This window comes from Actinopolymorpha sp. B17G11 (assembly GCF_040196095.1).
Taxonomy (GTDB): Bacteria; Actinomycetota; Actinomycetes; order Propionibacteriales; family Actinopolymorphaceae; genus Thermasporomyces.
In genome coordinates this window covers 154,868-168,831 of record NZ_JBEFTW010000013.1, presented here as the reverse complement: position 1 = coordinate 168,831, position 13,964 = coordinate 154,868, and the positions used below count along the sequence as shown (strand labels likewise).

General features: G+C 63.3%; 3 protein-coding genes. All 3 read right to left on the bottom strand.

Features of this window, described 5'->3' with window-relative positions:
• Positions 1 to 672 precede the first annotated feature (672 nt).
• Entirely contained in the window at positions 673 to 8,391 is a 7,719-nt protein-coding gene (locus ABN028_RS16050; RefSeq protein ID WP_349697128.1) for a SpvB/TcaC N-terminal domain-containing protein, read from the bottom strand.
• A gap of 113 nt (positions 8,392 to 8,504) precedes the next feature.
• Positions 8,505 to 10,196: a M36 family metallopeptidase gene (locus ABN028_RS16045; protein WP_349697127.1), complete on the bottom strand. Its 1,692-nt coding sequence runs from the start codon at positions 10,194 to 10,196 to the stop codon at positions 8,505 to 8,507.
• Between the two features lie 2,487 nt (positions 10,197 to 12,683).
• Positions 12,684 to 13,775, bottom strand: a complete 1,092-nt coding sequence (locus ABN028_RS16040) for an IS630 family transposase (RefSeq protein ID WP_349697126.1) — start codon at positions 13,773 to 13,775, stop codon at positions 12,684 to 12,686.
• Positions 13,776 to 13,964: the final 189 nt, after the last annotated feature.

The window sequence follows — 13,964 nt, the reverse complement described above, 5'->3', positions numbered from 1 at the left end:
GATGCGCAGGGATGATGCGGTCGGTCAGTTCCACGTAAAGTGCGATCAGAAGGGTGTCCAGGTCGGCGATCACGAAGACCTCCAAGTCGGCGTGTGTAGACACGCCGATCCTGGACACCCTTCGCCCTATCACCCCAGGTCAGACCCAGCGTGTCGCACACATGTCCCGACCTGGTCAAAATTTCCGATCAACGATCTAGCGGGCACCGAGATCGTGCGGACGGGTGGCCGCACCGTTCTGCGCTGCGCATACGACGTTCTCGGCAATGTGCTCCTCGAGCAGAGCATGGACGCGGGCGATCAGTGGCTGCTCGCGGATGCGGCCGGCTCACCGATCCGCTCGTGGGATGATCGCGGGTTCGTCCGCCGGGGCACCTGTGACGCACTTCGACGGGCCCTCGGGGTCTTCGTCTCGGACGGCGGTGTCGAGCGGCTCGCGGAGCTCACCATGTGGGGAGAGGCGCAGAGGATGCTGCGAACCACCGTGGGCGCCTCTTCCAGAGCTGCGACGAGGCGGGGTCGTGACGTACGTCGCGTACGACTTCGAAGGGAATCTCACAAATGTTCGCCGGGAGTTCGCCCGCGACTACGCCGCCGTCGTGGACTGGCTGTGAACGAGGCGCAGGGAAAAGAAGAAGAGATTGGACGCACCCATTGCTCTGAGCCCCGTCACTACAACTTGTTTCCGATGTGTATTCGCGTTGGGTCCTGGCCGGTCTTCTTGGTGGCAGTACCCGGCGAACTCGGAGTCGAAGGTGGCGTTGTGCCTTGTACCTCATTCAACAGGGCAGCAAACTTCTTCACCTCGGCACCTGTTGCGCCAAAGGACCTCATCCCCTTCCAGCCCATCTCTTTTGCGATTTCGCCTTGAACAGCGTTCAGATACTTGGCAGTCATCGCCGGCGTCCACGCCGTGCCTGGGCCGACGCCGAGCGCAACTCGCTCACCGATATCCTGACCGTAGAGATTGTTAACCATGTCGACGTAGTTATCAATTGCCTGTCTCTCCTCCCTTTTTGGAATCGATCCGGTGATTAGCGACGCTTGGTCTCGCTCGTGGAGGTCTCCGGCCAAGTCGGCCGCAGCTCGCCCTCGAAGTGTTGTAATGACAGCCTGCCCGAAGACATGAAGAAGCATGTTCTTCGTCGCGTCCGCCATCGTAACCTTGTCCTTGCCGATGAAAACAGTGGGACCCACAGGAGATGCTCGCATGTGCTTGAACATCTCGTCGGAGATGCGCCCGATCGCAGTCCCAGACGTGTTCTTTTTTACGAAAGACAGTTTCTCGATTGCCTCAAGATCCCCCTTGTGAAAAGCGATGCTAGGGTTCGATAGCGCGAAACCGGCCTTGTCCAATATACCCCCTGAAGCCGCTGCCTTGAGGGACGACTGCCCAGGGTTGCTTGCCGATAAGGTATTCAAGCCCTTGCCGGGCTTGGACTTGTCGGCAACCGCGACGGATGCCGAGCTTAAACGACCGCCCGGATCGTATGAAATGTCAACGTCCTTCTTGAGGGCTGCGAGATCCTTGTACTGATTTGCGATCAGCGGCTTCCGACCGTCGGGATCGACCAAGACGGTTGGGCAGCTTGAGACAGCTTCGTACATGGACCCGCCTACAGTATTCCAGAGTTCTGGGTCACAAGTAGTCCATCGCGCCACCCAGGGCGCGTAGTACCTCGCCCCGAAGTAGCAGAACCCCGTTTCATCATCGCGCTCCTTACCGGTGTATCGATATCGCTTGAGGCTCACCTCGGCGGCGCTCCGGCCGGCCTGGAACGACGTCGTTCCGTACGGGTGGCACTCCTCGTACGCGATCAGCGCGCCATCGCTGTCGAGCTCGACACTCGCGGAGCCAAGGTGGTTTCGGAGTTGGCACCGCTGTAGCGGCACCGGAACGTTGACCGAGTTTCCGCTCTGGATGGTCTGGGTCTCGACCAGCGCGATTCGTTGCTTGTCGTCCAAGACATGCAGCGATTCGCGTTCGAGACTGATCGCGGCTCCGTTGTACTCGCGATAGATCTCGAATCCACCGAGGTACAGGCGCTCCTTCTGTCGCGCGCCGTTCTGCGACTCGATGACCTTGCGTACGCGCTGTCCGGCGCCGTCGTAGACGTAGTAAGCCGTGCCGCCGCCTCCGAGATCGGCCTGCTGCAGCTCGTCCTTGAAGTCCCAGACCATCGCCGCGAGATGCGGCATCGAGGTCATGTTGCCGTGGGCGTCGTGCGTGTAGTGCTCGACCTGGTTGAGCCCGTTGCCCACGGTGGTTCTGGTCAGCCGGTTGCTCTTCTTGCCGGCCTCGAGCAGGCTGTTCTCCTGGTACTCGTAGCGACGCGTCCAACCGGCACCGTTGAAGCGGTGTGCGAGCGCCGCGAAATTGCCGACCGGATCGTACTCGTATCGCTCGGTGTAGTTGCGCAGCGCCTGCAGGTCGTTGGGATTTGCGCGATGGCCGAGGAATGGGTAGTTGCGGTAGTCGCCGTTCGGCGGATCGAAGTCGAACGCGTTCTGTCCGATGTGCTCGCGCCCCACGGCTTCGATGAGCCGGTAGATGGCGTCGTACGTGTACGCGCCCACGGGCTCGACGTTCTGCCCGTTCCGGATGATGGTCTTGAGCGCGACGTCTTCGATCCGCGTGATGTTACCGACCGGGTCGTACGAGTAGCGCAGGTCCTGCACCACCGAGGGGTCTTTAAAGAGCTGTGATGCGGTCGCGTCGGAGTTGGCGGGCCGGGTCGTCTTCAGACGCGAGAGGCGAAAGGTGAGCTGATCGTATTCGTACGTCGTGGTGGCGCCGTTCCTGTAGTCGATCTTCTCGCGCTGCCCCTTGGCGTTGTAGTCGATGTTCGTCACGAAGGCCGTGGCTACGCCAGTGCCGCGAAGCTCTACTTCGACCGTATCGAGGAGGTTGGCCTCGTTGAAGGTTGGCCGATAGAGGCTGCCGTCCGGTGAGGTGACCGTGAGCGTGCGGTTCAGCGCATCGAATGTCGTGCTGCTCGTAAAGGTACCGTCCGTGGTCGCGGGGTTCTGCAGCCAGTTCACCGCGACCTTGTAGGTCGGCAGCAACTCCCGCTTGTGCTCCCGCAGATTCCCTTTGAAGTCGTAGGCGACGTTGGTGACCTTGCCCGCGCCGTCGTAGCGTCGAAAGATCTGGCCGCGGTGGTTGGCGGCATCGCCTTGGCCCTCGCCGTAGACCGTGCGCTCTGCAAGCCGCTCGGCGCCGTTCCCCGTCACGAAGAGGTCCGTGGGACGGCGAAGTTCGTCGTAGGTCATGCGACGCAAAAAGAGCCGGCTGTCCCAAGCACGAATGACCCTTCCGACCGCATCGCTTAGCATCCAGCGCTCACCGGCCTCCATGCTGGCTTGGTGAATGCGGTTGCCGAGGAGGTCGTAGTCGTAGCGCGTGACGATGCGCCCGAGCTCGTCGACGATCGCGTTGCCTTGCGCGTCGAGCCCATTCTTGGCGGCGTCGCGCACCGCTCGCTGGTTAGCCTCGATGTCGAGGTCTACACGGGTCGCGAATCGGTCGACGCTGCCATCCAGTGCGTGGCCGGGACAGACCACCTTGTTGTGCGCGAGCGTAAGAAACACACGGCCGAGGACATCGAGGTGTGCCGTGGTCGGTGTGTTCGCGTGTGCTTCGGCCTTTCGGGCCGCGTCTCGCTCCGCCGCGCCCATGGCGTTGCCGATTCGCTGCGCGTGCCAGGTCTCCCAGTTCACCGGCTGGCTCTTGAAGTACTCGCGGACATAACCCGCAACATCGGGATCAGTCCGCGGATCGCCGGTCTGGTTTCGAGTTGCGAGTTCGGGCCGGCCCTGCGCTGCGGCGACCGTATCGTTCACATCGACGGTCGTTTGCGTCCAGGGATCGAAGAGGACCTTCTCGTATGTGTGATTGGGATGCAGCGTGGCGACAACGCGCTCGACCGGGTCGTAGAAGAGCACAGGACTGACGCCGGTATCCGTAACCTCGGGCTCGCTCTCGTAGAGGTGCGTCGCGCTGAAGAAGGGCTCGTACTGCTTGACGGGCTTGCCCTTGTTGTTGAAGATCGTCCGACCTGAGCCGACCCAGCGGCGGGGAGCATTTGCTTCTCCTGGTTCGAGCTTGCCGGGCTCAATGTCGCCTGAGGGCAACGCCACGTGACTGTGACGCTTACGGGCTGTCCCCGGCTCTGCCTGAATCTTTTTCTGGATCTCGCGACCGAACCCGTCCGAGAAAGAGAAGCTGAGCCGGATCTTGGTCTGACCGTCGCGTGCCGGACCGAAGTGCGTCTCGCGAGCCAGCGTGGCGGCGAACGGTGGCTGCCCCACTCGCGTGTAGCGATCGAGATCGCACACGATTCGCGTCGTCGCCTTGCCCAGGAGGGATGCCGCTTCACCTTGAGGATCGGCGATGAATGCGCGGAGCTTGGCGAGTGTCGGATCCGCACTGAAGCCTTCCAGCAAGTCGCCGAGCGGCTGCCCCTGCTTCCCCATCACCGCGGTTGCGACCACCATCCCGTGTGCGTCGAAGGCCGAGGCCGAGCGATTGCGATTTGGATCCGTGACCTCTCGAGGCTGGAGCACGCGATAGTCGTTCGCGGCCGAGACGGAGTTGCCGACCGGGTCGGTGGTCCGCGTGACGAGCAGATCGTAGGCGTCGTAATCGACAGCCGTTGTCTGATCGAAGGCATCGGCGACCTTCCGCGGAACAAAGAAGTGCTGGCGCGCGGTGCTCAGCTCGATGGCGGCCGTGAGCGCCGGACTGCTCGTGTTCGCTGCGGAATCGAAGAAGACCTTGCCGGACGGTGTCCACCAGTTGCCGTCCCAAGCGACGTACCCACCTTGATCGTTCCCCTTTCCTTCGAACAGCGAGCTCGCGGTGGGTAGCAGCGGCTCGTCGGGCTGACCGGATTGCTTTCGCGTGAAGACTTGAGCGAGGAGCGAAGGCGTCAGCGCCAGCTTGTAGGTCTCGCCTGGCAGCGCCTGAGTCTCAACCTTGCCGAGCGGCGACAGGGCGCTCAGATCGTTCTTACGATAGAGCGTGCGCACATCCTCGATGAGGCGCTTCTGCTTCTTGGTGACGTCGGCCTTGAGCTCGTATGGAATCTCCGCAGCCGACGCGAGCAGCGCAAAGGTGTTCCGAGACAATTCCTCGAAGCTGAACCGCGCACCCTTCTCTGGCGCGAACCCCGTCAACTCGTAGGTTCGAGTCTCGGCTGGGATTGGTGCGCGATGATGCCCGGCCGCTAGAACAGTCGGAGGAATCTCGTTCTGCGTGTAGCTGCTCTCGGTGTAGGTGATGAGCAGCGCAGATTGCTTCGCCTTGTCTTCTGCTGTTAGCGCCAAGTCTGTCGAAGGGGTGCGACGACCATAAGCAACAGCGAGAGACTTCAAGACGTTGCCGAAGGGGTCGACGTCCAGCGTGAGCGCGTGGCTGACGCGCGGGTCGGCCGGGTTGCGCTCGTAGTGGCTGCTGAGCACCTCGCGCGTGTGAGCGAAGAAGACCGCATGGCGATTGCCCAGCCGCGGCTGTAGTCGCTCGAGCGTGAAATTCTGCTCGACGACCGTGTAGGGCGTGGCCGCGCGCTTCTTCTCCTCGGGTGAAGAGGTGTCGGTTGCGTCGAGCGCGTACACCTCCTGGCGCAGCATCATGCCTTTGAGCGCACGGCACGCCTCGCGTTCCTCCTCGAGCGTCAGATTGTCCGAAAGAACCGTGTCTGGAAGCAGCCGCTCCCTCGACTGGTCATCGATCAGCCCATGCTCCCGGTAGTACTCGCCAACGTCCTTGTCGTCGAGGAGGCCGGCGAAGAAGTCGGAGACGTGGTTGCGACCAAGGTAGATGCCCGTATGAAACCAGGTCTTCGTCAGCACCGGCGGCACGTGTGATGCCGCATCGATGGCGGCGGCCCCGGGCGGTGCTGCTGCGGCGAATGCGGCAAACTCCTCGGTGTCCCGTTGCTCGACCATTCCGAAGCCGCGGAAGTCGCGCTCGACGCCGTCGAAATGGCCGTGGTGGTACTTGTACGAGGTGACGAAGCGATTTCCACTGATGCGGTCGAACGTCGTCATGCGCTCGACGACGTGCACCGGGAACGGCAGACGCGTGATCCACGGTCTGCCCGCAGCCTTGTCCTCTAGATAGAACTTCGTCGAGGATGCGTAATCGACCTTCGTCTCGGCGCCGAGGTTGTTCGTTGAGCGGATGAGCAGGTGGGGTTTCTGCCCCATCAGGTCGATGTATCGGAGCGGACGTCGCGAGTCGGCAGGCAGGGACGACGACCAGACCAAGCAGGCGGTTCCGTTTCCGTGCAGGTCGGCTGTCGATACCGACGATAGGTTGTCGATGCGCGGGAAGGTCGGAAGATGGCGCGCCTTGCTCCAGCGGTTGCCCGACTGGTTGAAGTAAACGCGCACGCTGTCGCGGTGCAGGTAGATGATGTCGGTCGTTCCCGAGCCGTCGATGTCGGCCAGCCGAATGCGCCGCTGCTCGAACTGGTCGGGGTTGTCGAACCATGGTTCGTTGTCCATGGTGACCTTGGCGCCGAAGCGGCCATAGCCGAGGTTCGGCCAGTAGCAGACCTCGCTGTTCCGAATCCGCACCAGGTCGGTGAGGCCGTCGCCGCAGAGGTCGGCGAGATAGATGGATTGCGTTTGGTCGGAGAGCACCAAGCGAGGACCGCGCTCCTCATCGCGCGACTGATGCACCCGCCGCGCAGGACCGAATCCATCCTCCGCGAGCGATTGATGCCAGGCGAAGACGTCGTTCTCGGTGATGAGGATGTCCGCATGGCCGTCACCGTCGAGGTCGACAAAACGAAGGTTGGGCTCGTTCCAGTTGAGGTTCGGCAGCTTGCGGAACGTGCGGAAGGTCTCCCAGCTCTCCTCCAGAGTCCGTTCGTAGAAGCCCGGGGTTGGTCCACTGAACGAGACGACGTCGAGCTGGCCGTCACCCGATAGGTCGAGGATCTGCGTCCCCCCATTCGCCATCGCGAACAGTGACGGCTTGGTGCGAGCGACCTGCAGCGCTCCGAAACGACCTTCTCCAAAATTTGGCTTGTAGAACCACGCACCAGCCTGCTCTGTCAGGATTCCCGAAAGGCCTTCTCCGTCGAGATCGACCCATTGGTAAGCGGAGCCATCGACGCCTACGGGGAGATTCTCGGCTGCCGTGGCATCGACGTGCCGGATCTCGTCTTGGATCTTTGCCTTGCTGTACTCGAACTCGAGCGGCGGCAAAGTCCGCCTCAGATAGGTGATGTACTTGACGCCGCCGCGTTCGACGACCGCTTGGCCGTCGTCGCGCACGAACCCGGACTGCGTGATGGATTGAATGAACGACGCGAATCGCGTGCTGCCCTGGTGGCTGAGTTCGATGTCGATCACTGGAGACTTCGAGTAGTCGAGATCTTTGTACTCGAAGTCGATCGAGCGAACGAGACAGGGCTCGTTGCCGAGCTCCGCAAGGCGGTCCTGGTTCAGCTCCGGGAAGCGATGGAACATCAGCGCGCGACGGCAACGGCGGTACGAGCGGACCTCGAAGCCAGCTCGATGCGATGAGAACGCATCCGGTCGTGCTGTCCACGTGCCGTCTGTCTTCCACGAGGCGCGAACGAACTTGTGCTGTTCGTCTGTAGGTTGCCCCTGGGCGAGAGGACCCTCCTCGTAGTGGCCTTCGTCGTAATCGAATACCACCTCGAAGAGCCAAGTCCCAAGCGAGAGGTCCGGCTGAACGAGGCGCGAGACGCGATTGCCGTACTTGACCCGCTTCAGGTAACGATTGGCCGTGCGGGTTCGATTGCGCTCGTTGGCCAGCGTCCGGTCGACTGCAGCATCGTTCTCAGCCGCGTACTCGTAGACGATCGCGTTGCCCTTGTCGTCATAGCTGGCGCAAATGAGCCAGGTGAAGACCCGCGTCGGATGCGTTGGATCCGGATCCGCTGGATCGAAGATGCGAGAGTTGTTGTCGCGCCCGTAGAGGGTCGTGACGTTCTCGCGCGTGATCGATCGCCAGTGGATCTCTCCGGTGGCTCGGTTGGTCCATCGCTCGATGCGCGCGAAGAGTCCCTCCACGCGCGGGCGGTAGCGATGAATCGTGAAGCCCGGAGCGCTGACGTCGTCTTTGGCTCTGCTGCCGTCCGCATCGAGGACGGGCACGAGGTCTTCTGCACCGGATAGGACGTATACATCCGACTCGCCGGCGTCGTCGTACTGAGGCAGCCCCTTGTCGGTCTTGCGCGTCATGGACGGGAGGGAGAGCGACCACCCGAACCCGAAGGGGCCGTTGCCCGACCCCGAGTCGTACGAGAGCGAGAGCTGTGGGCCGAACCCCGCGCGGCTGGGACTAGTGGGGATCGGCACGGTCAGCGAGCCGGTGCCTGTGACGGGGTTAGCGGCGAACTTCTCGCCCATGCCTCGGATGGCGCCGCCGCCCTTGGGTAGTTGAATCGTTGGACTGCGAGAGTGAGCGCTGAGCTGTGATGCCTGGTCCCTAACACCAGGCGAACGCTGTGGGTCGGCGGCCCTCACTTGGCGTCCCTCGACGGGCCCGGCGGGGGCTCGAAGTCCGCGACGATGCCCGTCAGCTGCGGGCCGTCGGTCCTCGCGCCCGGCCCCATCCCATAACGGGCGAACACTTCCCAGGCAGAGTGCACCAAGCCGGCGGCGGCCTCGTCGTTGTCCCCCCGTGCAACCGATAACTGGCGCGCCGCGAGCAGAGTCGCGTCACGCGCGGCGAGCATGCTCGGGTTGGCGGCCGTGAGCTTGAGGCCGTCAACGACGATCTGCAGCGTCTCGGCTCGGCCGAGACGCCGGGCGAGCGACATCAAGACCGCGCACCACAGCTCCCCGATGTCGTGTACCTGGATGTACCGCGGAGAACCGAGCTCAGCGTACGTGCCGGGATAGTCCTCGGTGTAAGGGTGGCGGCGGATCCCAGTGGCGCGGTCGACCACCCAGTCGCCGACGACGGTTTTCCCGAGCAACGAGCACGCCACGAAGTCGCTCCAACCTTCGCCCATCCCGCCCGACTGGATGGCGTCGAGCGAGGTGTCGTCCATCGGCCCGCCGACGAGGCGGTTCGACAGCCCGTGGGTGTACTCGTGGTAGACCACGTCCGAATCCAGCGCGGTGTGTCGCTGGGTGGACGCGACCAGTCCCATGTTCATCCTCGGCGCCGATCCATCGGCCGGCGTAGCCATGTTCGCCGTACCCCAAACCACGCCTGGGTGCACCAGAGCGAGTACAGCGTCTCCTGACCGGCCGCCGCGCCCGAGATTGTTGCGTTGGAAGTTGCCATCGGCCTCCCGGAACCCCAGCAAGTACAGGGCGTCATGCATCGAGGCACAGTACGAGAACACGTTCAAGACGAGCTGCTCTGGCGCATCTTGCTGAACGGGCGTCGCGAACACCACGCCGTCTGCGTTGCGCGCACCCAAGACTGGGCGGCCCGTAGTGGCGTCGATCGCACGCACCAAAGCGCCAACAGTGGTCTCGTCGAGCAGCCAGGGATCCGGGAATCCTGCCGGTAGCCCGGCTGGCGTAGGCAGACCGTACGTCGTCAACGGCAGCGGGAAATCGACCTTCTGGCGTCCCTCTCCGGAACGCAGTACCACTTGGGCATGTCCGCCCAGCCCATGCACCAGCCGCAGGCACAGCAGGATTCGTGCATCTGCGGCGTCGATCAGGAACCGGTACTCCGGTGCATCCGGCATCTGAACCCGTAGATGCCACGCGAGCCGCAACCCTCCGTCCAGAGGGAACCACATCAGCGACACTGTCACCGGCTGGGCGAAACCGCTCACCTCGAAGACCGTGGCGCGGTCCAGTCGGTCGATCGGCGCAGTGACGAGCCGCACCGTCATGGAATGGACATCCGAAACCGGCTCGGCGACAGTCTGATTGAATGGATCAGGCTCCACCTCGTCACCGCCTGCCGCGAGATGCGCTGCCGCCACTTCAACGGCCCGCGACGCCGGGATCGACGGTTCGACGGCGAGATCTTCCGCAATCGTGTACGACCGCCCGGCCACCTCTAACAATTGACCGCTCGGGTCGAAGCGGACCGTTTCGCTCGCGTCGTACACGCTGATGCCCTTGTACTGCTGCCTCAGGTGCACGGCGACCCCGTCGGAGGAAGTGATCTGATAGCCAGGGTCGACGAGGTACTCCGGTGCCTGCTGCGGAGCCAGACCTAGCACCGATCCGACCTCCTGCACGTGTGCCAAGGCTCGACGCACATAGTTGCCGTCCGAGGGCGGAGCGTCCCGTGACACGACCACAGCGGGGTTGCCGGTGCTCGCGTCGAAGCTGACGATCTGGACGTCGTGATCGCCCGGCAGTTCCTCAGACGCCGCTTCGGCCGCCGCATGCAGTTCCGCACGGCGCTCTGCGGGGACCGTGCGCTCTCTGGCCGCCTCGGTGCGAACATCGACTTCTCTGGCCATGACAACTGTCCTTTCGTTCGGCAGACGCTACCGTTACAGCGGCGACAGGTTTCGTAAGCGGAGCGCTCATGCGACCAGATATGAGTTCGCCGTCGACATGCCAACAAGCGGGATGTCGACAAGCAGGTGTCCCAAGCAAGACCGTATTCGCCACTACCGACACCTGCCGCATCCGGATCACGCTCTTGATCGCGCGGATCGGCATGTGCGCCGCGAAGGGTGCCGACCCCACGACGATTCGGTTCTCGGGCGACACGACGACGCTGCAGTTCCTGTCCCGTGCCCGACGTTGCCCCCTGCAGTAGGTCGGTCGGGCCCCAATCGCCATATCCAGGATGTCGGCGCCATTGGCGCTGACGACCCATCCAGTTCAGCGTGTTGCGTCACTCCGGTGTCGGGTTGCGCGATTATGACGCCTACTCCCCCGCTCGGCCGCGCCTCCTGCGTCGAGAATTTCCACGCCTCAGGGGCACGGATCGTCTCGAGCGCCCACCGCGGGCATGCCTCCAGCCCAGCTTCGCTCGGCACCCAACTGCCCGGTAGGCCACCGCTGGCGGTCTCCGCTGCCAAGCCACGGACGCCACCCGGCGGCTCTTGGAGGAAAAAGGGCGTCGGGACGTTAGGCTCACCGGTCTCGGCATCGAACTCGCTGGCCAGCACATGGCCGGTCTCGAACGCCACCGGCAGCCCTGCCGTGTCGAGCGTCCGCCCCGGCGCCCCTACGACGAGAACGCGCTGCTCGAGTGCTGACAGAGGAGCGACCCGCGCGCCAACGTCCCCAAGTGCCGTCGCGACGGCCGCGACTGGTTCCTGGTCGGCACTGAGTTCCAGCGCAAACCGGGCTGGCTCGTCGTTGGGTCCTGGAGGCAGTGAGGCGAGAGCCGCCGAGCCGGATGGGGTCGGTGCCATGCGCGGTCCCCCAGTTCATGTCCCGACCAGACAATATTTCCATCTTCACTCATAGCAGGGCCGTTGTCTTCAGAACGCGGACTTTCGCCTCGTATAACAGTGCGACAGTGCGAGGGCCGACGTTCACCTATCGCGGTACGCATTTCGCCCAGTGCCCATACCCGATTCGTGGTGACCTACAGCGGCCTGCTCGAGCGGCTCGCACACGAGTAGCTCGAGCGATGTGGGCAAGTTCGTAGGCCAAGTGCCGACCTGCTCGAGCGGTGTGAGTGGCTGCCCACGACGACGGCGTGTGTGTGGGGTCGGTGTGTCCGTCAGCGTCGCGGTCGGCGCGCCCGTACGTCAACGTGTAGCCGGTGGGCGACCTGTGCGGCGAGCCCGTCAGGAAGCTGCTCGACTGCCGACCCCACGCTCACCACTCCACGCAGATCCAGACCGCATCTCAGAAAAGGGCACAAGGTTCCACTTGACAGTGCTCGGTACCACGGGTTACCTGAACAGTAAGCTGGTATGCGCGAACATCGGCGGCGACTCCAGTTGTCGTTCGAGACACGTGAACCGAGCTGACAGGAATGCACCTGCTCAACCCTAATTGGACACCTGACGGTGCGGCAGTGCCGCCAACCTGTTCCGGCGGGACTCAGCACCAGAGACGTTGAATGCGCTTGGGGCAGGACTTCGATGTCTCTGTCCGAGGCGTTCGCCACAGCGACCAGGTGGACTCGCCGTGCAGGCACTCTGAGTCGGAAGTGCATGTCGATGCCCGATCCGGAACGTGAGATTCTCGTCCTACTGGAGCCGAGAAGTGCCGATAGCGCGCTCTCTCAGTTGCGAGCCATCGCCCGTGTCACGCAAGTCCTCACGCCACGGATGGCACTGGTCCGAGCGGATCGGGAGACTACGGCACGTGCCGCTCGGATCGAGGGTGTGCTTGGTATCCACGAGGACTCCCCTGGCGAGCTCCCTTCGGACTTGACGCCCGAGGAGCATCTGTTTGTCGCAGCGTGGGTAGCGCGGGGGCAGCCCAAGGCCCGGCCGGGGGAGGGCCTCCCGTGGGATGCGCCCGGCCGCCGTCCTCCCGATCCGCCTGCCCGCGAGCGCTAGTAGTTCGTTCGCAGCATCTAGGAAGTACCGAGTTCTGTGAGGTGTGAAATGGCAGGCGACCTTGGCGTTAGGGAACTGGTCGAGCTGGACGGTGTACGGCCGTCTAGCAGGCATGCGATCCCAGCACCTCGGGGGTGGACGGCTGGCACAATGATCCATCGCTACGGTCGGCTGGGCATCTTGGCTGCACCCGGCAGCGCAATCGGCGAATCGGCAGCTGGTGCGACAGAGATCACCGACGAGCAGCTAGTGTCCTCCGCCTGACATTCGTGCGATATATCGGGCGAGGGAGTCGAGGATCTCCTCGGCTGTCTTCTTCCAGATGAAGGGCTTGGGGTTTTCGTTCCAGTTGTTGATCCACTCGCGGACGTCTTTCTCCAGCGCTTGGACGCTTTTGTGGACGCCGCGGCGTAGGAGTTGGTCGGTGAGGAGGGCGAACCAGCGCTCCACTTGGTTGATCCAGCTGGATCCGGTTGGGGTGAAGTGCATGTGGAAGCGTGGGTGGCGGGCGAGCCAGTCGTTGATGGCGGGGGTCTTGTGGGTGGACAGGTTGTCGCAGACGAGGTAGACGTCGAGCTGGTCCGGTACTGCTTTGTCGATCCCGACGAGGAATTTCTTGAACTCACTCGCGCGGCGTCGTCGGTGGGTTTGGGAGATGACCGTGCCGTCGGCGATGTTGAACGCGGCGATCAGGCTGGTCACCCCGTGGCGGACGTAATCGTGGCTGCATCGCTCCGGCATCCCAGGCATCGCGGGCAGCACCGGCTGGGACCGGTCCAGGGCCTGCACGCCGGACTTCTCATCCACACACAACACCACCGCCTTCTCCGGCGGGTTGTGGTACAGGCCGATCACGTCGACCACCTTCTCGACGAACATCGGATCGGTGGAAAGCTTGAACCCATCACTCAGGTGCGGCTTGAGCTCAAACTTCCGCCAGATCCGCCCGATCGTCGACTCCGACAACCCCGAACGGGCAGCCATCGACGCCCGCGACCAATGCGTCGCACTCTTCGGCGTCTCCTCCAACGTCGCGGTAATAACCTCCTCAACCTTGTCCAACAGGATCGACGGCGGCCGACCCGGCCGCGGCTCATCGACCAAACCATCAAGACGCTTGTCCACAAAGCGACGACGCCACTTACTCACCGTCGCCGGATTCACCCCGAGCCGGGCAGCGACCTCAACGTTGTTCGCCCCCTCACCACACGCCAGCACAATCCGCGATCGCAACGCCAACGCCTGCGACGACTTCGCCCGACGCGACCACCGCGTCAACGTCTGGCACTCCTCATCGCTCAACACAAGCTCAGCCTTCGGCCGCCCAGTCCTCGCCATCCACCAAACCTACACTTACCCGACGAATTTCAGGCGGAGGACACTAGGGACTTGATCGGTCTGATGCATCCTGTATCGAGAGATGTCGAGCCGAAGCGAGCGGAGGCCAGTGCCGTGGAGATCACGACCAGAGCGCGGCCTCGAGGCTCAACCGTTGTCGCTTCCTCTGCTTAGGGCCATATTCGGCAC